Raw genomic sequence first — 22,514 nt, forward strand, 5'->3', positions numbered from 1 at the left:
CGGTCAGGCTAGACCCGGCCGGCGACGCGCTCCCGCACGCGGTCGAGGAATCGCTCGTGGAAGCGCGTCTCCCCGGTCACCTCCGGGTGGAACGCGGTGCCGAGCAGGCCGCCCTGTTCGACTGCGACGACGCGACCGTCGGGCAGTGCGGCCAGGGAGCGGGCACGGGCGCCGACGTGCGTCACGATCGGCGCACGGATGAACGCGGCGTGGGTCGGGCTCTCGAAGCCGTCCACGTCGAGGTCGGCCTCGAAAGACTCGACCTGGCCGCCGAACGCGTTCCGCGCCACGACGACGTCGAGGCCGCCGAGAGTCTCCTGGCCGTCGATGCCGCCCTCGATGCGGTCGGCGAGGAAGATCAGCCCCGCACACGTGCCGTAGACCGGCAGACCCCCGGCGATCGCGTCCCGCAGCGGCTGCTGCATCCCGAACGCGCGGGCGAGCTTGTCCATGACGCTCGACTCGCCGCCGGGGAGCACGAGCCCGTCGACGGCGGCGAGCTCGGGGGGACGACGCACGAGCGCCACGTCCGCGCCGAGCGCCGTGAGCACCCGCGCGTGCTCCCGGACATCGCCCTGGAGCGCAAGCACGCCCACGCGCGGGCGCACGGCTGTCACCAGCCGCGCTCGGCGAGCCGGTGCGGCGCGGCGAGGTCGGACACGTTGATGCCGACCATCGCCTCTCCGAGCCCCCGCGAGACCTCGGCGATGACGGCCGGATCGTCGTGGAAGGTGGTCGCCTTGACGATCGCGGCAGCCCGCGAGGCCGGGTCGCCCGACTTGAAGATGCCCGAGCCGACGAAGACGCCGTCGGCGCCCAGCTGCATCATCATCGCGGCGTCGGCGGGCGTCGCGACGCCGCCCGCGGTGAAGAGCACCACGGGCAGGGCGCCTGTCTCGGCCACCTCCGCGACGAGGTCGTAGGGCGCCTGCAACTCCTTCGCGGCGACGTACAGCTCGTCCTTCGTTAGCGAGCGCAGCCGGTTGATCTCGGCCGTGATGGTGCGGATGTGCCGGGTCGCCTCCGACACGTCGCCGGTGCCGGCCTCGCCCTTCGAGCGGATCATGGCGGCGCCCTCGGTGATGCGGCGGAGCGCCTCGCCGAGGTTCGTGGCACCGCAGACGAACGGCACCGTGAAGTTCCACTTGTCGATGTGGTTGATGTAGTCGGCCGGCGAGAGCACCTCGGACTCGTCGATGTAGTCGACGCCCAGCTGCTGGAGGACCTGCGCCTCGACGAAGTGGCCGATGCGCGCCTTGGCCATGACGGGGATCGACACGGCCGCGATGATCTCGTCGATGAGGTCGGGGTCGCTCATGCGCGCGACACCGCCCTGCGCACGGATGTCCGCCGGCACGCGCTCGAGGGCCATGACGGCGACCGCGCCGGCGTCTTCCGCGATGCGCGCCTGCTCGGCGGTGACGACGTCCATGATGACGCCGCCCTTGAGCATCTCCGCGAGTCCGCGCTTCACGCGCGCCGTACCGGTGGTGGCCATGTCGTCCCTCTCTCGGGTGGTGGATGCGGCGGGCCCAGCGCCCGCGATTGACCTATGCCAGAACGTAGCATGGCCTGCCGCATAGGATCGACGTGATGGAGCACACCACGTCATCCCGCGACACGGGGATCACCGGGAGCTCGGCGGCGGAGATCGCCGAGAGCATCCGGGCTCTGCGCGACCGCGGCGACCTGCGGGCGGGCGACGCCCTGCCACCCGTGCGACTGCTCGCCGCCGAGCTCGGCGTGAACCGCAACACCGCCGTCGCCGCCTACCGCCACCTGGTCGCCGCGGGAATCGCCGTGACCCTCGGCCGCGGAGGCACGCGCATCGCCGACCGGGCCGCCGTGCCGCAGGAGGGCTTCGCGCCCGACACGGTCCTCCGCGACGTCGGCACGGGCAATCCCGACCCCGCCTTCATCCCCGCCCTCTCCCCCGTCCTCGGCCGCATCGCCGACCGGCCCGTGCTGTACGGCGAGCCCACCCTCGATCCCGACCTCGCGGAGTGGAGCCGGGACTGGTTCGCCCCCGACCTGGATCCGACCGACCTGCGCCTGACGGTGACCAACGGCGCCGTCGACGCCCTCGAGCGGCTCCTCGGGCAGGCCATGACGCGCGAAGACGCCGTCGCGATGGAGGATCCGTGCTTCCTCTCGGCGATCCACACCGCGCGCGTCGGCGGCTACCGTGTCGTCCCGGTGCCCGTCGACGACGAGGGCATGACCGTCGAGGGCCTCCGCGCGGCGCTGGACGCCGGTGTACGGGCGATCGTCTCCACGCCGCGCGCGCAGAACCCGACGGGGGCGGGCATGACGAAGGACCGCGCCGCCGAGCTGCGCGCCCTGCTGGCGCAGCATCCGTACGTGCTCCTCATCGAGGACGACCACTACTCCCTGCTCTCGCGCGCACCCTACGTGTCCCTCATCTCGGCCGAGCATCGTCGCTGGGCCCTCGTGCGTTCGGTGTCGAAGTTCCTCGGACCCGACATGTGTCTCGCGATGACCGCGACCGACCCCGACACCGCCGAGCGCCTCGCGACCCGCTTGAGCCCCGGAACCACGTGGGTGAGCCACCTCCTCCAGCGGCTCGCTCTCGCCCAGCTCACCGACCCCGATGCGCGTCAGACGATCGCGCGCGCCGCCGAGCACTACGCCGAGCGCAACCGGGCGGTGGCGGCGCTGCTGTCCGACGCCGGCATCGCCGCGACGGCCCGGGACGGGCTGAATCTGTGGGTCGACACCGGTGCGCCCGCCCGCGCGGTGTCGGAGCAGCTGATGCGGCGGGGCTGGCTCGCGCGCAGCGGCAACGAGTTCTCGCTGCGCGCCGACCGGCGCAGCACCCACGTGCGCCTGACCGTGCACGACCTCGACGACGAGCGGGCCGCGCAGCTGGCCCGCGACCTGTCCGCCGCGGCGCGCGCCGCCGCCTTCACCGAAGGATGACGACCCCGTGAAGATCCTCTCCATCCAGTCGGCCGTCGCGTACGGCCACGTCGGCAACTCCGCGGCTGTCTTCCCGCTGCAGCGCATCGGCGTGGAGGTGATGCCGGTGTACACCGTGAACTTCTCCAACCACACCGGATACGGCGCGTGGCGCGGGCCGCTCATCCCGCCCGCGGACGTCGCCGACGTCATCACGGGCATCGAGGAGCGCGGCGCCTTCCCGCAGATCGACGCGGTGCTCTCGGGCTACCAGGGGAGCGAGGGCATCGGCGACGTGATCGTCGACGCCGTCCGCCGGGTCAAGGCCGCCAACCCCGACGCGCTGTACGCGTGCGACCCGGTCATGGGCAATGCGAAGTCCGGATGCTTCGTGGCCCCCGCGATCCCCGAGCTGCTGCGCGAGCGCGTCGTGCCGGTCGCCGACATCATCACGCCCAACCAGTTCGAGCTGGGCTTCCTCACCGGCACCGAGCCGGGCTCGCTCGAGACGACGCTCGCGTCGGTCGACGCCGCGCGCGCCATGGGACCGTCCACGGTGCTCGTCACGAGCGTCGAGCGCCCGAACCGCGAGGAGGGCACGATCGAGATGCTCGCCGCCGACGACGCGGGTGCGTGGATCGTGCAGACCCCGCTCCTTCCGATGAAGGCGAACGGCTCCGGCGACGTCACCGCGGCGCTGTTCACCGCGCACTACGGCCGCACGCGCGACGCCGCCGACGCGCTGGCGCGCACCGCGTCGAGCGTGTTCGATCTGCTCGATCGGACGCTTCAGTCGGGCGAGCGCGAGCTGGCGCTCGTCGAGTCGCAGGAGGCCTACGCGCACCCGCGCATGCAGTTCACCGTGCGCCAGGTGCGCTGAGCGCGCTCAGCCGTAGATCTCCGCGAACGCCGCCTCCCACTGCGGCGCATCCGCCGGGCACAGGAAGCCCGTGCCGAAGACCATGATGCTCGCGAGCCCCTGCTCCGCGGCCGGGTCGCCCTGAGCGATCTGCGCGATCAGCGGCGACGACGCGATGTGCGCGCGCGCGGTGTCGGTGAAGACCGCGTGAGAATTGAGGATCGAGGTCTCGCACGCGTCGAGCGCAGCCGCGAGGGCGACGCCGTCGTAGAACTCGTCCCACTGACCACCCTGAGCCTCGACGTAGGCCCGCTGCTCATCGACGAACCGCTGCTGCTCGGGCGTCTGCGGCGTCGGCAGCGAGCCGTCGCGCGGCTGCCCCTGAGCGGCGAAGAACGCCTCACGCTCGGCGAAGGCGTCCTCGCCGGGGATCGTCGTGCCCGCATCCGGCGCCGTGGTCTCCCCGGGAGACGGCGTCGGGGCGTCGGCGGAAGGGCTCGCGGCGGGACGCGTCGGCGGGGTGACGGCGCAGCCCGCGAGGCCCGCGCACAGGGCGCCGACGGCGGCGAGGGCGAGAAGCGGACGGGTCACGCGTGCCGGATGCATGCCGGCAACGCTAGAGCGCCGCGCCGCGGCGTGGGCATCGTGTCCACAGGATGCGTCTCCCGAGGCGCGCGCTCACGCCGGCCAGGCGTCGGCGACGGCGCGGCGCACGTCGCCGAGCAGCTGGGGCAGCGCCTTCGTCTTCGCGATGATCGGGAAGAAGTTCGCGTCGGTCGCCCAGCGCGGCACGATGTGCTGATGCAGGTGGGCGTCCACACCGGCGCCGGCGACGGCCCCCTGGTTCATGCCGATGTTGAAGCCGTCGCAGCGCGAGACCTGCCGCAGCACCCGCATCGCCGTCTGCGTGAGCGCGCCGATCTCGGCGACCTCCTCCGCCGTCGCCTGGTCGTACGTCGCGACGTGACGGTACGGGCACACCAGCAGGTGGCCCGAGTTGTAGGGGAACAGGTTCAGCAGCACGTACGCCGTGCGTCCGCGCGCGACGATGAGCCCGTCCTCGTCCGACTTCAGCGGTGCCTCGTCGAACGGGCATGCCTCGCGCAGCGGCTCGGGCCCCGCCTGGATGTAGGCCATCCGGTGCGGCGTCCACAGGCGCTGGAACTCGTCCGGAACCCCCGGCAGCTCGGCCGCGGCCGTGAGCCGGTCGTCGCACGGGTCGCCGGCGTCACTCACGGAAGTCCTCGGCGGTGTTCACGAGCGCGTGCCCGTCGATCGCGGCGCGGATCCGGCGGACCGCATCGGCGATCGGGATGCCGTTCTCCTGAGATCCGTCGCGGAAGCGGAACGAGACCGTTCCGCCCGCGCGATCCTGCTCGCCCGCGATGAGGAGGAACGGCACCTTCTGCGTGGTGTGGGTGCGGATCTTCTTCTGCATGCGGTCGTCGCTGTGGTCCAGCTCCGCGCGCACGCCGGCGTCGCGCAGCATCCGGATCACGCCGTCGAGGTAGTCCTCGTACTCGGCGGCGACCGGGATGCCGACGACCTGCACGGGCGACAGCCACACCGGGAAGGCACCCGCGTAGTGCTCGAGCAGGATCGCGAAGAAGCGCTCGATCGAGCCGAACAGCGCGCGGTGGATCATGATCGGCCGGTGCTTCTCGCCGTCGGGGCCCGTGTACTCGAGATCGAAGCGCTCCGGCAGGTTCACATCGACCTGCACGGTGGACAGCTGCCACGTGCGGCCGATCGCGTCCTTGGTCTTCAGGTCGATCTTCGGCCCGTAGAAGGCCGCCTCGCCCGGCACCTCGGTGAGCTTGAGCCCGCTCGCGACGGCGACGTGGCGGAGCGCGTTCGTCGAGTACTCCCAGAATTCGTCCGACCCGATCCACTTGTCCTTCTCGTCGTCGCGCAGCGACAGCTCCAGCTCGAAGTCGTCGAGACCGAAGTCGCGCAGCATCGACAGGACGAACTCCAGGACGCGCGTCGCCTCGGCCTCCAGCTGGTCCGGAGTCACGAACAGGTGCGAGTCGTCCTGGGTGAACCCGCGGACGCGGGTGAGGCCGTGGAGGGCGCCGGACAGCTCGTAACGGTACACGGTGCCGTTCTCGGCGAGGCGCATGGGCAGGTCGCGGTAGCTGCGCGCACGCTCCTTGTAGATCAGGATGTGCATCGGGCAGTTCATCGGCTTCAGGTAGTAGTCGGTGCCGGCCTTCACGACCTCACCCGCCGCGTCGCGCTCCTCGTCCAGCCGGATCGGCGGGAACATGCCCTCCTTGTAGGTGACGAGGTGGTTGGACTGGATGAACAGGTCCTGCTTGGAGATGTGCGGCGTGTACACGTAGGTGTAGCCGCCCTCGACGTGCCGGCGCCGCGCGTGCTGCTCCATCTCGCCGCGCACGAGGCCGCCCTTGGGGTGCCAGACCGACAGGCCCGAGCCGATCTCGTCGGGGAAGGAGAACAGGTCGAGCTCCTTGCCGAGCTTGCGGTGGTCGCGCTTGGCGGCCTCCTCGAGCCGCTGCTGGTACGCGCGCAGCTCGTCCTTGCTGGGCCACGCGGTGCCGTAGATGCGCTGCAGCTGCGGGTTCTTCTCGCTGCCCCGCCAGTACGCGCCGGCGATGCGGGTGAGGTCCCACCCATTGCCGATGACGCGCGTGTTCGGCACGTGGGGACCGCGGCAGAGGTCCCTCCACACGGTCTCGCCGTCGCGCGACACGTTGTCGTAGATGGTGAGCTCGCCGGCCCCCACCTCGACGTCCGCGCCCTCGCCCGCGGACGCCGACGAGCCCTTCAGCCCGATGAGCTCGAGCTTGAACGGCTCGTCCGCGAGCTCGGCACGGGCCTCCTCGTCCGTCACCACGCGGCGGACGAAGCGCTGGCCCTCGCGAACGATGCGCTCCATCTCCTTCTTGATGGACTTCACGTCCTCCGGGGTGAACGGCTCGTCGACCCCGAAGTCGTAGTAGAAGCCGTCGGTGATCGGCGGACCGATGCCGAGGTTGGCCTGCGGCTTGATGCGCTGCACGGCCTGCGCGAGCACGTGGGCGCTCGAGTGCCGGAGGATCGCGAGGCCATCGGGGCTGTCGATCGCGACGGGCTCGACGACGTCGGTCTCCTGGACCGTGGCGGCGAGGTCTTTCAGCTCACCGTTCACGCGCTGGGCGATGACGGAGCGATCGGGGAACAGGGCGAAACCGTCGGTCGGATACAAAACGTCCGACGGCGCAGCAGCGTCAGTCAAGGGAACTCTCCAGAGGTGGCTCGGATCAAGGCTACCGGGCCGGAGAATGCCGGCCCGCGCCAGGAAGGTCTCAGCTTCGGGCGCGCGCCGCGCCCCGCCCGCTCAGGCGCCGGACGTTCGCGTCGAGCTCGCGGAGGACACCGCGACGACGGTCGCCCGCCGCATCCGGGGTTCCATGGCGCGGGTCTATAACCGGCAGGCGGCACAATGGACCGGTGAAACTGGGCATCGCCGGAGCGGCGCTGTGTGCGATCGGCGTCGTGGCGGTGCTGACGGGCCTGCTCCCCGTGGACCAGCTCGCCGGGATCGCCGAGCGGGTGTGGCCGATCCTCCTGTTCGTCGTCGCGGTGACGATCGTGGCGGAGCTCGCGGCCGCCGCGGGCCTTTTCGATGTCGTGTCGTCGCGCCTCGCGCGCCTGGCCCGCGGGCGCACGTGGCTGCTGTGGCTGCTCGTCGTGGCGCTCGCGGTCGTCACGACGGCGTTCCTCTCCCTCGACACCACGGCCGTGCTCCTGACGCCGGTGGTCGTGACGATGGCGCGGCAGCACCGGCTCGACCCGATCCCGTTCGCCTTCGTCACGGTCGTGCTCGCGAACACCGCCTCGCTCCTGCTGCCGGTGTCGAACCTCACGAACCTCCTCGCGGCCGAGCGATCCGGCTCGACCGATCCGTGGAGCTTCCTCGCACTGCTGGGGCCGTCGGCGGTGATCGCGATCGTCGTCTCGGCGGTGGTGCTCACGCTGCTGTTCCTGCGGCGGCTCCCGGCGCGCCACGCGCCCGCGAGCGAGCCGCGCGTGGCCGATCGTGTGCTGCTGGTCGCCGCCGCGGTCGTCGTGGCGTTCCTCTTGCCCCTGCTCGTGGCCGGCATCCCGCCGTGGATCCCCGCCGTGGGCGCCGCGCTCGTCCTGGGCGGGTTCTTCGTGTGGCGCGCGCCCCGTGTCGTGCAGCCCACGCTCGTGCCGTGGTCGCTACTCCTGTTCGCGGGCGGGCTGTTCCTGGTCGTGGGAGCGGCCGAGGCGGTCGGGCTGAACGCGGTCACGTCGTTCATCGCGGGCGCCGGACCGGGCGGCGAATGGCAGGTCGCCGGTGCCGGTGTGCTCGCGGCGAATCTGCTGAACAACCTGCCGGCGTTCCTCGCCCTCGAGTCAGCTGCGGGCGGCGGGACCCGGCTTGCCGCGCTGCTGGTCGGCGTGAACGCGGGGCCGCTCCTCACCCCGTGGGCGTCGCTCGCGACCCTGCTGTGGTACGGGCGCCTGCGCGCGATGGGCGTGCCCGTGCGCTGGTCGCAGTTCCTCCTGATCGGCGTGCTGGTCGCGCCGCTCACCGTCGTCCTGGCGGTGCTTCCGCTCGCCTTGTGAGCCGGAGAGGTGCCGGGCTCAGGACGCCGTCAGCCAGATCCACAGCGCGAGCGTGACGATCGGGGCCAGGAAGTCCAGGAAGAGGATCGGCCCGGCGTTGTTGATCGAGAAGTTGCGCTTCTTCACGATGTCGCGGATGTGCCCGATCCCGGCGAGTACGAGGAAGACGAGGGCGGCGAGGATCGGCCCGAGCCATGCGTCCGGACCGAACGCCGCACCGACGACGATCGCCGACACCCCGATCGCCGCGTTGGCCGCGCCGACCTCGAACTGGAACGGGCCGGGCTGCCAGCCGATGGAGCGGGCGATCGCCGGTCCGAAGAAGAGGTGCGCGATGGCGGCGCCCAGGGCGGCCGAGCCGATGAGGAACAGGACGGCGTTCATGACGGTCGTCTGCAGGAAGTCGCGGCCGCCGGTGGCGACGAACGCGACGATCTCGGCGATGACGAAGAGCACGACCCCGCCGAACGGCAGCAGACCGAGGATCACAGGGGTGCGGGTGGATGCAGCGGGCTCGGCGGACATAGCGGGAGTCCTCTCTGGATGGTGGCCGGCCCCAGGGTAGCGACGCGGCGCGCCGGCGGGCGCGATCCTGCGTGCGCGCGTGTCGCGTGGGGGTGGTCGGTCGTAGGGTCGCGGCGTGGCGGAGCGGGTGGAGCTGTGGTGGGCGCGGCGGCAGTTCTCGAAGGGTACGGCCGTCCCCTACCCCGTCGGCACCTACCGCGATGCGTGGGCGGCCTATCCGGCACTCATCCGCCAGTACCACCCCGACCTCAACGCCGGCATCACGCTCACGCAGATCCCGCCGGCGGCCGATGTCCTGCTGTGCTGGCAGTGCGACGCCGGCCACCTCTTCGCGGCGACCCCCGACGAGCAGCGCCACCGACCCGGGCGCCAACGGCGGCGCTCGGCGTGGTGCCCGGAGTGCGCGCAGCTCGCCGCCCCCGCACCCGTGCGCGCCCCCGAGGCCCCGCGGCCGATGAAGCGCGTCCGGCGCGTGTGCGACAAGACGCCACACCTCGCCGTCGGCGAGCCGTTCGTCAGCCGCTGCGCCCCCGCTCCCGCCTCGGCCGTCGAGGCGCGGATGCGGGCCGACCTCTTCGCGCGGATGTCGCTCGAGCCCGGCTTCACCGCGGTGCGCCTGGCGCGGCCGTTCTTCGACCACGTCGAAGCGTGGCCCGACCTCGTGCTGTCGGAGCTGCGCATCGCCGTCGAATACGACACGATCGGCCGCCACGGCCTCGAGCACGTCGGCCGGCGCGAGCAGGCCGACCGTCGGAAGGACCGGCTGCTGCGGGAGGCGGGCTGGGAGGTGGTCCGCATCCGCACCGGCAAGCTCGAGGCGCTCGGTCCGCACGACCTGCGGATCTCCGCGTGGGGACGCGGCTCGGCCGACGTGCTCATCGAGGCGTTCCGCCTCATCCGCGGCCCGCTGCTCGTCGACGCGTACGCGCGGTGAACCCGGTTCGGGAGGAGATCCGGGCAGCGGAGGATCTTCGGGAGCGAGCCGCCCTCGCGAAGCCGGATCTCCTCCCGAGGACCGGGTCGATCCGCGCGGCCCCGCGCCGGTCGAGGAAACAGAAAAGCCCCGGCAAACCGGGGCTTTCATGGTGCGCGATACTGGGATCGAACCAGTGACCTCTTCCGTGTCAGGGAAGCGCGCTACCGCTGCGCCAATCGCGCCTATCAAGGCTGTTCACTTATGAGCGAGGTGGCGACGGGATTCGAACCCGTGTAAACGGCTTTGCAGGCCGGTGCCTAGCCGCTCGGCCACGCCACCGTGTGTGGTTCGACCCACGCAGCGTGATCGGGATCCGGATTGCTCCGGACACGATCCCCGCACTCGAGCGGATGACGAGACTCGAACTCGCGACCCTCACCTTGGCAAGGTGATGCGCTACCAACTGCGCTACATCCGCGTGCTCCCGGCTTCCCGGGTGCGTCTAGAACTCTATCCGATCCCGCGCGGACCGCCAAACCGAGCGCGGCCCGCGCGTGTCACACCGCGCGGTTCGGAGCGACCCGCGGCATCCGCTAGGATCGATGAGGTCCCGCGGGACAGACGGGCGATTGGCGCAGTTGGTAGCGCGCTTCCTTCACACGGAAGAGGTCATCAGTTCGAGTCTGGTATCGCCCACCCATGAAAGCCCCCGGTCGCGCCGGGGGCTTTCGCCTTTCCGGATGCCGCGGCCTCAGTCCGCGCGGCGCCACCCGTAGCGCTGCGTGAGCGCCGCGGCGACCCGATCGAAGCGCGCGCGGTCCAGCGCCGCCGCCTCGCGACGCATGCCGCGATCGTGCACGCTGTAGACCGCGCTCAGATCCAGCCACGACGGTCTCCCGCGCGAGTCCCACTCCCCCGGCCCCAGCGCCAGATAGTCGCGCGAGCCGTCGTGCGCGTGGCTGGTGAGCCGCACCGCGTACACGCGCTCCTCGCTCTGCCGCGCGATCACGAGCACCGGCCGGTCTTTGCCGCGACCGTCGTTCTCGTCGTAGGGCACCCAGGTCCACACGACCTCGCCGGCGTCGGGCTCGCCGTCGGGCTGCGGCGCGTACGTGATCGTCAGCGCATCGGCTGCCGGCGGCGTCACCTGCACCGTCGCCGTGGGAGGCAGGCGGGTGGGGGCGGATGCCGGCGGACTTGTCGCCGCGCGGGAGGGGCGGAGCATCCGGGCCAGCGCCGCGACCAGACGAGACGGCATGCGCTCACCCTACCCAAGAGGAGTGGAACGAAAAGGGGCGCCGCGACCGAAGTCGCGACGCCGCCGTGACACACGCGCTGCGCGCGAGAAGGGGCGCCGCGACCGAAGTCGCGACGCCGCCGTGACACACGCGCTGCGCGCGAGAAGGGGCGCCGCGACCGAAGTCGCGACGCCCCTTCCGGACGGGCGGTCAGGCCCGGGTGTCCGCGAGGACGTAGCCCTCTTCGCCGTGCACGACCGTGTCGATGCCGGCGATCTCGTCTTCGTTCTTCACGCGGAAGCCGATCGTCTTCTCGATCGCGAAGCCGATGATGAAGGCGAGCACGAACGAGTAGATGAGCACCGCGAAGGCGGCGATCGCCTGGACGAGCAGCTGCGTGAACGAGCCGCTGTAGATGAGGCCCGAGCCGTTGGCGAAGAAGCCCAGGTACAGCGTTCCGAGGAGGCCGCCGACGAGGTGGATGCCGACGACGTCGAGCGAGTCATCGAAGCCGAGCTTGTACTTGAGCTCGATCGCGAGGGCGCATACGGCGCCGGCCAGGAGGCCGAGCACGATGGCCCAGAACGGCGTGAGGGAACCGCACGCGGGCGTGATCGCGACCAGACCCGCGACCGCGCCGGACGCGGCACCGACGGAGGTCGGCTTGCCGTCCTTGATCTTCTCGACGACGAGCCACGCGAGGAGTGCGGCGGCGGGAGCGGCGAGCGTGTTGATGAAGGCGAGCGACGCGATGCCGTCGGCGGCGAGCTCGGACCCGGCGTTGAAGCCGAACCAGCCGAACCACAGCAGGCCCGCGCCCAGGAGCACGAACGGCGGGTTGTGGGGCACGTGCGCGCCCTTCTGGAAGCCGACGCGCTTGCCGAGGACCAGCGCCAGCGCGAGCGCCGCGGCACCGGAGTTGATGTGCACCGCGGTGCCACCGGCGAAGTCGATCGCGCCGACCCCGAACACGTCCTGCATGCCGCGGGTGATCCAGCCGCCGTAGGCGAAGCTGCCGTCATCGGCGAGGCCGAAGTTGAACACCCAGCTCGCGACCGGGAAGTAGACGATCGTCGCCCACAGGAAGGCGAAGATCATCCACGAGCCGAACTTGGCACGGTCGGCGATGGCGCCGGAGACCAGGGCGACGGTGATGATCGCGAACGTCGCCTGGAAGGCCACGAACGCGAGCGGCGGGTACGCGGCGCCTTCAGGAGCCTCCAGCAGGCTCCCGAGCCCCAGCTCGCTGAAGTCGATCGTCCACGGGAGCTGGACGCTGCCCTCCGCGGTCGTCGGGAAGGCGATCGCGTAGCCGTACAGCACCCAGAGGACGCCGATCAGGCCCATCGCGCCGAAGCTCATCATCATCATGCTGATGACGCTCTTGGCCTTGACGAGACCGCCGTAGAAGAACGCGAGTCCTGGCGTCATCAACAGGACGAGTGCTGCCGCTATCAGGATGAATGCGGTGTTGCCTTGATCCATCTCGAAGAGAACCTCTCTGCAGGGACGCAGGTGTAGCGTCGGGTCCCCTCAGTGTTGCCATGTCCGGTTTCGGTCGCCGCCCGCGCCCTGTTTCGGGCTCGTTACGTCGCACGCCCCGACGTAAACATCGTGTTTCGGGGTGCCGTGCAAGCGCCGTCAGGAGTGCGTGAGGGCGACCAGTCGCGAGATCGCGCGGAGGTACTTCTTGCGATAGCCGCCGCCGAGCATGTCGGGGTGGAATACCTCGTTGAGGGGCACGCCGGTCGCCCGCAGCGGGATCTGCGCGTCGTACGCACGGTCGACGAAGGCGACGAAGCGCAGTGCTGCCGACTGATCCTCGAGCACCGCGACGTCGCGCAGGCCGATGAGGTCGAGGCCGTCGATGAGGCGGATGTAGCGCGACGGGTGCACGCGGGCGAGGTGGGCGACCAGGTCGCCGAACCCATCGTCGGAGGCGAGGCCCACGGCGGATGCGGCGGCGAGATCCTCCGCGTACTCCGCGTCCGTCCGCACCACGGCGGTACCGTCGATCGCGCGCTGCCGGTAGTCCGTACCGTCGATGCGGATGGTCTCGAAGCTCGCGGCCATCGCGTGGATCTCGCGCAGGAAGTCCTGCGCGGCGAAGCGGCCTTCGCCGAGGGCGTTCGGCGGCGTGTTCGAGGTCGCGGCCAGCCGCGTGCCCGAGCTGACGAGCTCGCCGAGCAGACGCGTCATGACCATCGTGTCGCCCGGGTCGTCGAGTTCGAACTCGTCGATGCACAGCAGGTCGGAGCCGCGGAACAGCTGGACGGTGTTCTGGTAGCCGAGCGCTCCGACCAGGGCGGTGTACTCGATGAACGAGCCGAAGTACTTCCGGCGGGCCGGCATCGCGTGGTAGATCGCGGCGAGGAGGTGGGTCTTGCCGACGCCGAAGCCGCCGTCGAGGTAGACGCCGGGTTTGGTCTCCGGCGGTCGCTTCGCCCGGCGGAAGAGCCCTCCCCGCGCCGGGGCGACCGCGGCGACGCCGCTGAAGGCCTGGAGCTTCTCCTTCGCCTCCTGCTGCGACGGGTAGGCCGGGTCGGCGCGGTACGAGTCGAACGTGGCCCCGTCGAACTGCGGCGGCGGCACGAGCGCGGCGACCATGTCGGCGCCCGACATCTCGGGCGCGCGCTCTGCGAGGTGGACCACTCCGGTGCGGGTGCGTGCGGTGCTCATTCGATCCTGTGTCGCCTTCTTACGCGGTCGGGTACGCACCCCGCCCGGGCGCGATCTAGGGTCGTAGTGGCGGGCTTCAGCCTACGCCGATCCGCACGACGTCCCGATCGAGGAGCACCATGACCGTCGAGTTCGACACGACCTCCGAAAAGTTCGCCGAGTACGCCGAGCCGGGCCGGCTGGTGACGGGCGCGTGGCTGCACGAGAACCTGGGCCGTCCGGGCCTCGTGGTCGTCGAGTCCGACGAGGACGTGCTCCTCTACGAGACCGGCCACATCCCCGGCGCCGTCAAGGTCGACTGGCACACGGAGCTCAACGACCCGGTCGTGCGCGACTACGTCGACGGCGAGGGCTTCGCAGAGCTCATGCGCCGCAAGGGCATCTCGCGCGATGACACCGTCGTCATCTACGGCGATAAGAACAACTGGTGGGCCGCCTACGCGCTGTGGGTCTTCTCGCTCTTCGGTCACGAGGACGTCCGCCTCCTCGACGGCGGACGCGATCGCTGGATCGCCGAGGGGCGCCCGCTCACGACCGACACGCCCGCGCCGACGCCCGGCGAGTACCCGGTCGTCGAGCGCGACGACACGCGGCTGCGCGCCTACAAGGACGATGTGCTCGCGCACCTGGGGTCTCCTCTCATCGACGTGCGCTCCCCCGAGGAGTACAGCGGCGAGCGGACCACCGCCCCCGCGTACCCGGAGGAGGGCGCGCTGCGCGCAGGACACATCCCCAGCGCCCAGAACGTGCCGTGGGCGAAGGCCGTCGCGGAGGACGGCGGCTTCAAGCCGCGGGCCGAGCTCGACGCGATCTACCGCGACGGGGCGGGGCTGAACAGCGGCGATGCCGTCGTCGCCTACTGCCGCATCGGAGAGCGGTCGAGCCACACGTGGTTCGTGCTGCAGCACCTCCTCGGCTTCGAGAACGTGCGCAACTACGACGGCTCGTGGACGGAATGGGGCAGCGCGGTGCGCGTGCCGATCGTCACCGGCACCGAGCCCGGCGAGGCTCCCGCCCGCGCCTGAGCCCGGCGGCCCGACGCGTGGGAGGATGGACGGGATGAGCGACACCGCGCTGCCCGACCGCCTCGCCGAGATCCGCGGCGAGTTCCTGGAGCTCGCCGAACCCGAGCGACTGCAGCTCCTGTTGGAGTACTCCCACGACCTGCCGCCCGTCCCGGCCGAGTACGCCGACCACCCCGAGCTCACCGAGCGCGTCGCCGAGTGCCAGTCGCCGGTGTACATCGTCGTCGACGTCGACGCGGACGGTCGCGTCGCGATGCATGCGACGGCACCCGCCGAGGCGCCGACCACGCGCGGGTTCGCGAGCATCCTCGCGCAGGGCCTCACGGGACTGACCGCCGACGAGGTGCTCGCCGTGCCCGACGACTTCCCGCAGAGCATCGGTCTGACCCGCGCGGTCAGTCCCCTGCGCATCGCCGGCATGACGGGGATGCTGATGCGCGCCAAGCGCCAGGTGCGCACCAAGCGCACGAGCTGACATGCACGTGCGCGACGCCCTCGCCGCCGCAGGCGGGCACGACGTGTCCACCGAGGGCGGCCGCGCCTGGCTCACCTCGCTGTACGCACGAGACGACGACGCCTACGTGCGGCTGAACATGATCACGAGCCCCACCGGGGCAGCGTCCGGCGCCGACGGCACCAGCGAGACGCTCACGAGCCCGACCGACCGCGCTCTGCTCCGCATCATCCGCGCCCACGCCGACGCCGTCGTCGTAGGCGCCGCGACCGTTCGCGCCGAAGGCTACATCGTCCCGCGTGCGGCGCGGCTCGCGATCGTCACCACGACCGGCGACCTCGACGGCAACCGCTTCGACGGCCACGCGGACGCCATCGTCTTGGTGTGCCCCGAGGGCCGGGTGGAGCAGGTCCGCGCGCGGTCGGGCGTCCCTGCCATCCGCGTCCTCGGCGTTCCCGGCGGGGAGTCGCTCGAGCCGCGAACGGTCGTCGAGGCTCTCGCGGGGATCGGCCTGACGCGCCTGGTGTGCGAGGGCGGACCGACCCTGGCGGCGCGCTTCGCCGAGTCGGGCGTCATCGACGAGTACTGCGTGAGCGTCGCGCCCGTCCTCGAGCCCGCGCGGGAGCCGTTCCTGCCGATCAGCGCCCGCGTGCCGACGACCCTTGCCGGCATGCTCGTCGACGACGCCGGCTTCAGCTACCTGCGGCTTCGCCGGGCTCGATGAGCTGCTGACGGCGGAGCCACTCCGTGATCGCCGCCGACCAGCGCACCTGGTCGTAGTTCCAGAGCTTCGTATGCCGCGCGACGGCGAACGTGTGCATCTCGACCAGATCGGGGCGCACCCTCGCCAGCGCGTGGGAGGCGTCGGACGGGACGAAGCCGTCATCGTCGCTGTGCAGCAGCAGGATCGGGTGGTGGAGCTCCTCGGCGCGGGCGACCGCGTCGAGCTGATCGAACGGGATGGCCGCACCGGTGCGTGCGACCGGCGCCGCCCACTCCGATGACAGCGTGCCGAGAGCGAGCCCGGTGACCGGGGCGGGAAGCCCCATGAGATGGGCCTGGTAGTCGAGGACCACACGCCAGTCCACCACCGGCGACTCCAGGATGAGCCCTGCCAGCACGTCCTGGTGCGGGGAGTTCAGCTCCACCTGCAGCGCGATCGCGCCCCCCATCGACCATCCCATGACCACGATCCGCCGCGCGCCGGAACGTCGTGCGAAACCGATCGCGGCGTCCACGTCCCGCCACTCGGTCGCCCCGAGGGCGTACGTCCCCGTGCGGCTGCGGGGTGCCTCGCCGTCGTTGCGGTACGAGACGAGCAGGGACGTGAAGCCCAGCGACCGGAACAGCGGCACGGCGCGCAGCGCCTCGGCGCGTGTCGTTCCCCGGCCGTGCACCTGCACGACCCACCGGTCGGTCTCCTCCGCCGCCGGGAACAGCCACGCAGGACACGGACCCACGCCCGACCCGATGAGCTCGTTGCGGAACGGCAGCTGGAGGTCGTCGGGCCGGTCGTAGTACCAGCCGCTGAAGGCCGCGTCGGGGGCGAGGCGCGCGCCCGGCGCGACGTGGGTGAGGAGCTTGCGCTTGACCGTGCGCGCGTCCTCGCTGAGCACCGAGCCGAGCTTCACGTAGGGCAGTGCGCCGGTCGTGAACAGGCCGTAGCGCCCCGGGAGCACCGTGTCGGGGGTGCGCGCGAGCGTGATCGTCTGCGCCGTGGTGTCAAGGTCCACGATGCGCGTGTCGGGGACGCGGGGCGCCGGGGTCACGACCCGCCGCGCGACGCGCAGCGAGATCGCGCCGATCGCGGTGACCACGGCGCCGAGCGAGAGGGCGAGGACCGTGGCGGCCGCCCGCAGCGCGTCGGCCGACCGGGGAGAAGCGCCGGAGCCTGCGGCGTGCCTGGGGCCGTTCATCGAGGCCTCACTCTAGTCTGTCGGCGTGAGCGACCATCCTCCTGCCGCGCCCTCCGCGTTCGCGCAGGCCGCCGAGGAGCTGCGGGCCACAGGCTTCCGGGACGACTTCGCGGTACGGGAGATCCCGGCGCCGTCGGGGCTGGCTCCCGAATCGCTGGCGCTGGCCGGCGACGTGCGCCCCGACGGCACCGGCATCGACTCCCCCTTCGGCACCGGCCGATTCATCCTGCTGCACGATCCGGATGAGCCGGAGCCGTGGGGCGGCGCGTGGCGCATCGTGTGCTTCGCCCAGGCGCCTCTGGAGAGCGAGATCGGCACCGACCCCCTCCTCGCGGATGTCGCGTGGTCGTGGCTCGTCGACGCCCTGGCGTCGCGCGGCGCGAGCTACTCCGCCGCATCCGGCACCGCCACGAAGACGCTTTCGAAGGGGTTCGGCTCTCTGGCGGCCCAGGGCGACGGCGCGCAGATCGAGCTGCGCGCGTCATGGAGTCCGAAGCCTCCGTTCGGGCCGCACGTCGAGGCATGGGCCGAGCTCGTATGCATGCTCGCGGGGCTTCCGCCGGGGTCGGAGGGCATCGTGACGCTCGGCTCGCGGAGGAGCGACTCGTGACGGACTACGTGGTCATCGAGAGCGCCGACGGCCTGCGCGACGCGGCCGCCGCCCTCGCGGGCGGCACGGGGCCCGTCGCCGTCGACGTCGAACGCGCCTCCGGCTTCCGGTACTCGCAACGCGCCTACCTCATCCAGGTGTTCCGCCGCGAGTCGGGGGTGTTCCTCCTGGATCCCTCCACGATCGAGGACTTCTCGCCGCTGCAGGAGGCGATCGCCGACGCCGAGTGGGTCTTCCACGCGGCCAGCCAGGACCTCCCCTCGCTGCGCGAGCGCGGACTGGAACCGCACCGCATGTTCGACACCGAGCTCGCGGCGCGGCTGCTCGGACATGAGCGGGTGGGGCTCGGCGCCGTCGTCGAGTCCACGCTCGGCATCACGCTGGCGAAGGCGCACTCGGCGGCGGACTGGTCGACACGGCCCCTGCCGCAGTCATGGCTCGAATACGCGGCGCTCGATGTCACGCACCTGGTCGACGTGCGCGATGCCCTCGCCGCAGAGCTGGTCGAACAGGGCAAGACCGCGTTCGCCGAGGAGGAGTTCGCGGCCGTGCTCGAACGGCCCGCCAAGCCGCCGCGCGAGGATCCGTGGCGGCGCCTCGGCGGCCTGCACGCGGTGCGGGGGCGGCGCAACCTCGCCGTGGCACGCGCGCTGTGGCAGGCACGTGAGGACTATGCGCGCGAGCAGGACGTCGCGCCCGGTCGGCTCGTGCCCGACCGCTCGCTCGTGGCCGCCGTGCTGGCCAACCCGCAGACCAAGCAGGAGCTCGCTGCGGTGAAGGAGTTCACCGGGCGCGCGAGCCGCTCCCAGCTGGACCGGTGGTGGAACGCGATCGTGGAAGGACGCGCCGCGACTGAGCTTCCCGCCGACCGCATCCCCTCCGAATCGCTCCCGCCCGCGCGGGCGTGGGCCGACCGCAACCCCGAGGCCGACGCGCGCCTGCGCGCCGCGCGCCCCGTGGTGGAGGAACGCGCCGGCGAACTGGACATGCCGACGGAGAACCTCCTCACCCCCGAGCTGCTGCGCCGCGTCGCCTGGGCTCCGCCGGCCGAGATCACGGCGGAATCGATCGGTCTCGCGTTGCGCGAACTCGGCGCGCGCGAGTGGCAGATTGCGGAAACCGCACAGCGGATCGCGGATGCCTTTGTGGCTTCCGTCAACATCGTGGACGACGCCGAGAGCGCCGCTTCGTAGGTTCGATCCAACCGATTCGGGGGCCCCACGGGCCCTGCCTAGGCTGACGTCATCCCAACCATTGGAGGCAGAGTGGCCGAGATTTCGGACGTCTTCTTCGTCGACGGAGTGCGCACACCGTTCGGGCGCGCCGGCGAGAAAGGCATGTACTGGAACACCCGCGCCGACGACCTGGTCGTCAAGGCGATCATCGGACTGATGGAGCGCAACGCGAACGTCCCGAAGGACCGCATCGACGACGTCGCCATCGCCGCGACCTCGCAGACGGGCGACCAGGGCCTCACCCTCGGGCGCACCGCGGCGATCCTGGCCGGCCTGCCGATGACGGTTCCGGGCCTCGCGATCGACCGCATGTGCGCGGGTGCCATGACGAGCGTGACCACGATGGGCGCCTCGATCGGCTTCGGCCAGTACGACCTGGCCCTCGCGGGCGGCGTCGAGCACATGGGCCGTCACCCCATCGGCGCCAACGCCGACCCCAATCCGCGCTTCGTCGCCGAGAAGCTCGTCGACCCGGGCGCGCTCAACATGGGTGTCACCGCGGAGCGCATCCACGACCGCTTCCCGCACCTGACCAAGGAGCGCGCCGACCGCTTCGGCATGCTGAGCCAGCACAAGGCGCAGGCCGCCTATGAGGCGGGGCGCATCCAGCCCGACCTCGTGCCCGTCGCGATCAAGGACGCCGAGGGCGCGTGGGGTCTGGCCACGGAGGACGAGGGCCGCCGACCCGAGACCACCATGGACGGCCTCGCGGCGCTCAAGACGCCCTTCCGCCCGCACGGCCGCGTGACGGCGGGCACGTCCTCGCCGCTCACCGACGGCGCGACGGTGTCGCTGCTCGCGGGCGCGTCGGCGGTGAAGGAGCTCGGCCTCGAGCCCAAGATGCGCCTGGTGTCGTTCGCGTTCGCGGGCGTCGAACCGGAGATCATGGGCATCGGCCCGATCCCCGCGACGGAGAAGGCTCTGCGCAAGGCCGGTCTGACGATCGACGACATCGGCCTGTTCGAGCTGAACGAGGCCTTCGCGATCCAGGTCCTCTCGCTCCTCGACCACTTCGGCATCGCCGACGACGACCCGCGCGTCAACCCGTGGGGCGGCGCGATCGCGGTCGGTCACCCCCTCGCCGCATCCGGTGTGCGCCTCATGATCCAGCTGGCGGCGCAGTTCCGCCAGCGCCCCGACGTGCGATACGGCCTCACGGCGATGTGCGTCGGTCTCGGCCAGGGCGGCTCGGTCATCTGGGAGAACCCGTGGTTCGACGGCAAGAAGAAGCGGAAGTGACGGCGGGCATGACGAACTACGACGCCATCGACTTCTCCGTCCTCGAGACCCTGTCGGCCGACGAGGTGGTCACGCACTCCCCCGCACGCGACATCCGACTCGCGTCCGGCAAGGTGCTCGCCCTCATCACGCTCGACAACGGTCGCGACCACACGCGGCCGAACACGCTCGGGCCCGCGACGCTGGCCGAACTCGGCCGCACACTCGCGGGGTTGAAGCTGCGGGCGGCCGCGGGCGAGATCGACGCCGTGGGCATCACCGGCAAGCAGTACATCCTGGCCGCCGGCGCCGACCTGTCCGAGGTCTCGAACGTGCCGTCGCGCGAGATCGCCCGCATGATCGCCCAGCGCGGCCATCAGGTGCTCGGATCCCTGTCCGAGCTCGGCGTACCCACGTTCGCGTTCGTGAACGGTCTCGCCCTCGGCGGCGGCCTCGAGATCGCGCTGAACTCGACGTATCGCACGGTCGACGCGTCGGCCGCCGCGATCGCGCTGCCCGAGGTGTTCCTGGGCATCATCCCGGGCTGGGGCGGGGCGTACCTGCTGCCGAACCTCATCGGCATCGAGAACGCCCTCGAGGTCGTGATCTCCAACCCGCTCAAGCAGAACCGGATGCTGAAGCCGAAGCAGGCGTTCGACTACGGCATCGTCGACGCGATCTTCCCCGCGGCCACCTACCTCGAGGACTCGCTGCGCTGGGCTGACGGCGTCCTCTCCGGAGCGGTCAAGGTCGAGCGCAAGAATGAGCCGGGCAAGATCGAGCGCCTCACGAAGTGGCCGATCGCGATCAAGATGGCGCGCGGCATGCTCGAGAGCCGGATCGGCACGGTGCCCCGGTCCCCCTATGTCGCGCTGGAGCTGCTCGACAAGGCTCGCGGCGGCACCAAGGCGGAAGGGTTCGCCCGTGAGGACGAGGCCCTCGCCGACCTCGTCGTCGGCGACCAGTTCGCCGCATCCATGTACGCCTTCGACCTCGTCCAGAAGCGCGCGAAGCGGCCGGTCGGCGCACCCGACAAGGCGCTCGCGAAGAAGGTCACGAAGGTCGGCATCATCGGCGCCGGACTCATGGCCAGCCAGTTCGCGCTGCTGTTCGTTCGCAAGCTGCAGGTGCCGGTGCTCATCACCGACCTGGATCAGGCACGCGTGGACAAGGGAGTCGCCTACATCCACGAGGAGATCGGCAAACTCGAGGCCAAGGGCCGGCTCGACGGCGACACCGCCAATCGCCTCCGCGCCCTCGTGACGGGCACGACCGACAAGAGCCTGTACGCCGACTGCGACTTCGTGATCGAGGCCGTGTTCGAGGAGGTCGGCGTCAAGCAGCAGGTGTTCGGCGAGATCGAGACGATCGTCGCCGAAGACGCCGTGCTGGCGACGAACACGTCATCGCTCTCGGTCGAGGAGATCGGTGCGAAGCTCGCGCATCCCGAGCGCCTCGTCGGATTCCACTTCTTCAACCCGGTCGCGGTCATGCCGCTCATCGAGATCGTGAAGACGCCGGCCACGACGGACGCGGCGCTGTCGACCGCGTTCGTCGTCGCCAAGAACCTCGGCAAGAACGCCGTGCTCACGGCCGACGCGCCCGGTTTCGTGGTGAACCGCCTGCTGGCCAAGGTCATGGGCGAGGCCGCACGTGCCGTCTACGAGGGCACGCCGCTCCTGACGGTCGAGAAGGCCTTCGCCCCGCTCGGGCTGCCGATGACGCCCTTCCAGCTCATCGATCTGGTCGGCTGGAAGGTCGCCGCGCACGTGCAGGACACGATGGCGCACGCCTTCCCCGACCGCTTCTTCGCGTCGGAGAACTTCCATGCCCTCGCCGAGCTGCCCGAGGTGGTGGAGAAGGACAAGAACGGCCGCGTGACCGGGTGGACCAAGGCCGCGCAGAAGATCCTCGTGACCGGCTCCGCCCCCGCGAGCGAAAGCGAGATCCTCCGTCGTGTGCAGGACGGTCTCGCGCAGGAGATCCGGACCATGCTCGACGAGGGGGTCGTCGCCGAGGTCGAGGACATCGATCTGTGCCTCATCCTCGGCGCAGGCTGGCCTTTCATCGACGGCGGCGCATCGCCCTACCTCGACCGCGAGGGCGCGTCGGAGCGCGTGTTCGGCGACACGTTCCACCACCCGCCCATCCGCGGCATCGGCGGCTGACGCAGGTTCATGCCGGTCGGACGGCGGTCTCCCGATGCGGGGGGCCGCCGTCTTCCGTTTCCGGACGGCGAACTTCCCCGGTCGAGCGGATGAACTCTCACGCGCGGCGTGCCGTCCGGCGCGGCGACGCCGTGAGCGCACGGCATCCTGAGG

At 71.2% G+C, this 22,514-nt stretch carries 21 protein-coding genes and 4 tRNA genes; 12 read left to right on the forward strand and 13 right to left on the reverse strand.

What is annotated here, in order from left to right:
* Nucleotides 1–8: 8 nt before the first annotated feature.
* Both pdxT and pdxS read right to left on the reverse strand, forming a co-directional pair.
* Nucleotides 9–620 carry a pyridoxal 5'-phosphate synthase glutaminase subunit PdxT gene (gene pdxT, locus EI169_RS08075; RefSeq protein WP_125133383.1) on the reverse strand — a complete coding sequence of 204 codons (612 nt, stop codon included), beginning with the start codon at nucleotides 618–620 and terminating at the stop codon, nucleotides 9–11.
* A complete protein-coding gene (gene pdxS, locus EI169_RS08080; protein WP_125131871.1) occupies nucleotides 614–1,498 on the reverse strand; it encodes a pyridoxal 5'-phosphate synthase lyase subunit PdxS in 885 nt (294 codons plus the stop codon). Before pdxS ends, pdxT begins: the two co-directional genes overlap by 7 nt.
* 95 nt (nucleotides 1,499–1,593) lie before the next feature.
* On the opposite strand from pdxS, the gene EI169_RS08085 reads away from it, so the two are divergent.
* Nucleotides 1,594–2,940, forward strand: a complete 1,347-nt coding sequence (locus EI169_RS08085) for an aminotransferase class I/II-fold pyridoxal phosphate-dependent enzyme (RefSeq protein WP_125131872.1) — start codon at nucleotides 1,594–1,596, stop codon at nucleotides 2,938–2,940.
* Between the two features lie 7 nt (nucleotides 2,941–2,947).
* The gene (gene pdxY / locus EI169_RS08090; protein ID WP_125131873.1) at nucleotides 2,948–3,799 is read left to right on the forward strand and encodes a pyridoxal kinase PdxY; all 852 of its coding nucleotides are present in this window, start codon (nucleotides 2,948–2,950) and stop codon (nucleotides 3,797–3,799) included.
* Nucleotides 3,800–3,805: 6 nt separating this feature from the next.
* Here the strand turns inward: pdxY and EI169_RS08095 are convergent, their stop codons facing one another.
* From EI169_RS08095 to thrS, 3 genes are all read right to left on the reverse strand, one after another.
* Nucleotides 3,806–4,369 (reverse strand): hypothetical protein, encoded by a 564-nt coding sequence (locus tag EI169_RS08095; RefSeq protein ID WP_125131874.1) that lies wholly within the window; start codon nucleotides 4,367–4,369, stop codon nucleotides 3,806–3,808.
* An 87-nt stretch (nucleotides 4,370–4,456) separates the two neighbouring features.
* Nucleotides 4,457–5,014, reverse strand: coding sequence for an HIT domain-containing protein (locus EI169_RS08100; RefSeq protein WP_240640717.1), 558 nt, complete (start codon nucleotides 5,012–5,014; stop codon nucleotides 4,457–4,459).
* A complete protein-coding gene (gene thrS, locus EI169_RS08105) occupies nucleotides 5,007–7,019 on the reverse strand; it encodes a threonine--tRNA ligase (RefSeq protein ID WP_125131875.1) in 2,013 nt (670 codons plus the stop codon). The genes EI169_RS08100 and thrS overlap by 8 nt, the downstream gene beginning before the upstream one ends.
* A gap of 215 nt (nucleotides 7,020–7,234) precedes the next feature.
* On the opposite strand from thrS, the gene EI169_RS08110 reads away from it, so the two are divergent.
* A complete protein-coding gene (locus EI169_RS08110) occupies nucleotides 7,235–8,377 on the forward strand; it encodes an SLC13 family permease (RefSeq protein WP_125131876.1) in 1,143 nt (380 codons plus the stop codon).
* Nucleotides 8,378–8,395: 18 nt separating this feature from the next.
* Here EI169_RS08110 and EI169_RS08115 read toward each other — a convergent pair whose 3' ends face one another.
* Complete coding sequence (locus EI169_RS08115; RefSeq protein WP_125131877.1) at nucleotides 8,396–8,902, reverse strand: DUF6790 family protein; 507 nt, start codon at nucleotides 8,900–8,902, stop codon at nucleotides 8,396–8,398.
* A gap of 115 nt (nucleotides 8,903–9,017) precedes the next feature.
* On the opposite strand from EI169_RS08115, the gene EI169_RS08120 reads away from it, so the two are divergent.
* Nucleotides 9,018–9,836, forward strand: a complete 819-nt coding sequence (locus EI169_RS08120; RefSeq protein ID WP_125131878.1) for a zinc-ribbon domain-containing protein — start codon at nucleotides 9,018–9,020, stop codon at nucleotides 9,834–9,836.
* Between the two features lie 149 nt (nucleotides 9,837–9,985).
* Here the strand turns inward: EI169_RS08120 and EI169_RS08125 are convergent.
* The 3 genes from EI169_RS08125 to EI169_RS08135 form a co-directional block, all read right to left on the reverse strand.
* Nucleotides 9,986–10,060 (reverse strand) — tRNA-Val (locus EI169_RS08125).
* A gap of 26 nt (nucleotides 10,061–10,086) precedes the next feature.
* Nucleotides 10,087–10,157 (reverse strand) — tRNA-Cys (locus EI169_RS08130).
* 66 nt (nucleotides 10,158–10,223) lie between these two features.
* Nucleotides 10,224–10,296: transfer RNA gene (locus tag EI169_RS08135), tRNA-Gly, on the reverse strand.
* A gap of 145 nt (nucleotides 10,297–10,441) precedes the next feature.
* Here EI169_RS08135 and EI169_RS08140 point away from each other — a divergent pair.
* Nucleotides 10,442–10,514 (forward strand) — tRNA-Val (locus tag EI169_RS08140).
* 55 nt (nucleotides 10,515–10,569) lie between these two features.
* Here the strand turns inward: EI169_RS08140 and EI169_RS08145 are convergent.
* The 3 genes from EI169_RS08145 to zapE form a co-directional block, all read right to left on the reverse strand.
* Entirely contained in the window at nucleotides 10,570–11,076 is a 507-nt protein-coding gene (locus tag EI169_RS08145; RefSeq protein ID WP_125131879.1) for a type II toxin-antitoxin system PemK/MazF family toxin, read from the reverse strand.
* A gap of 190 nt (nucleotides 11,077–11,266) precedes the next feature.
* Nucleotides 11,267–12,541: an ammonium transporter gene (locus tag EI169_RS08150; RefSeq protein WP_125131880.1), complete on the reverse strand. Its 1,275-nt coding sequence runs from the start codon at nucleotides 12,539–12,541 to the stop codon at nucleotides 11,267–11,269.
* Between the two features lie 156 nt (nucleotides 12,542–12,697).
* The gene (gene zapE / locus EI169_RS08155; RefSeq protein ID WP_125131881.1) at nucleotides 12,698–13,735 is read right to left on the reverse strand and encodes a cell division protein ZapE; all 1,038 of its coding nucleotides are present in this window, start codon (nucleotides 13,733–13,735) and stop codon (nucleotides 12,698–12,700) included.
* Between the two features lie 119 nt (nucleotides 13,736–13,854).
* Here zapE and EI169_RS08160 point away from each other — a divergent pair, with 119 nt between their 5' ends.
* The 3 genes from EI169_RS08160 to EI169_RS08170 are packed head-to-tail and all read left to right on the forward strand — an operon-like array spanning nucleotide 13,855 to nucleotide 15,938.
* Nucleotides 13,855–14,760 carry a sulfurtransferase gene (locus EI169_RS08160; RefSeq protein WP_125131882.1) on the forward strand — a complete coding sequence of 302 codons (906 nt, stop codon included), beginning with the start codon at nucleotides 13,855–13,857 and terminating at the stop codon, nucleotides 14,758–14,760.
* A gap of 34 nt (nucleotides 14,761–14,794) precedes the next feature.
* Nucleotides 14,795–15,235 carry a SufE family protein gene (locus EI169_RS08165; protein WP_125131883.1) on the forward strand — a complete coding sequence of 147 codons (441 nt, stop codon included), beginning with the start codon at nucleotides 14,795–14,797 and terminating at the stop codon, nucleotides 15,233–15,235.
* A gap of 1 nt (nucleotide 15,236) precedes the next feature.
* Nucleotides 15,237–15,938, forward strand: coding sequence for a dihydrofolate reductase family protein (locus EI169_RS08170; RefSeq protein ID WP_125131884.1), 702 nt, complete (start codon nucleotides 15,237–15,239; stop codon nucleotides 15,936–15,938).
* On the opposite strand, the gene EI169_RS08175 is transcribed toward EI169_RS08170, so the two are convergent.
* Nucleotides 15,907–17,130: an alpha/beta fold hydrolase gene (locus EI169_RS08175; RefSeq protein ID WP_125131885.1), complete on the reverse strand. Its 1,224-nt coding sequence runs from the start codon at nucleotides 17,128–17,130 to the stop codon at nucleotides 15,907–15,909. The genes EI169_RS08170 and EI169_RS08175 overlap by 32 nt on opposite strands.
* 25 nt (nucleotides 17,131–17,155) lie before the next feature.
* Between EI169_RS08175 and EI169_RS08180 the strand changes: the two genes are divergently transcribed.
* The 4 genes from EI169_RS08180 (at nucleotide 17,156) to EI169_RS08195 (ending at nucleotide 22,361) form a co-directional block, all read left to right on the forward strand.
* A complete protein-coding gene (locus EI169_RS08180) occupies nucleotides 17,156–17,740 on the forward strand; it encodes a DUF3000 domain-containing protein (protein ID WP_125131886.1) in 585 nt (194 codons plus the stop codon).
* Nucleotides 17,737–18,933: an HRDC domain-containing protein gene (locus EI169_RS08185; protein ID WP_205783764.1), complete on the forward strand. Its 1,197-nt coding sequence runs from the start codon at nucleotides 17,737–17,739 to the stop codon at nucleotides 18,931–18,933. Before EI169_RS08180 ends, EI169_RS08185 begins: the two co-directional genes overlap by 4 nt.
* Before the next feature lie 72 nt (nucleotides 18,934–19,005).
* The gene (locus EI169_RS08190) at nucleotides 19,006–20,214 is read left to right on the forward strand and encodes a thiolase family protein (RefSeq protein ID WP_125131888.1); all 1,209 of its coding nucleotides are present in this window, start codon (nucleotides 19,006–19,008) and stop codon (nucleotides 20,212–20,214) included.
* Between the two features lie 8 nt (nucleotides 20,215–20,222).
* A complete protein-coding gene (locus tag EI169_RS08195; RefSeq protein ID WP_125133385.1) occupies nucleotides 20,223–22,361 on the forward strand; it encodes a 3-hydroxyacyl-CoA dehydrogenase NAD-binding domain-containing protein in 2,139 nt (712 codons plus the stop codon).
* The last annotated feature ends 153 nt before the right edge of the window (nucleotides 22,362–22,514 follow it).

Origin of the sequence: Microbacterium sp. 10M-3C3 (assembly GCF_003931875.1) — a bacterium.
In the GTDB taxonomy this organism is placed as follows: Bacteria; Actinomycetota; Actinomycetes; order Actinomycetales; family Microbacteriaceae; genus Microbacterium.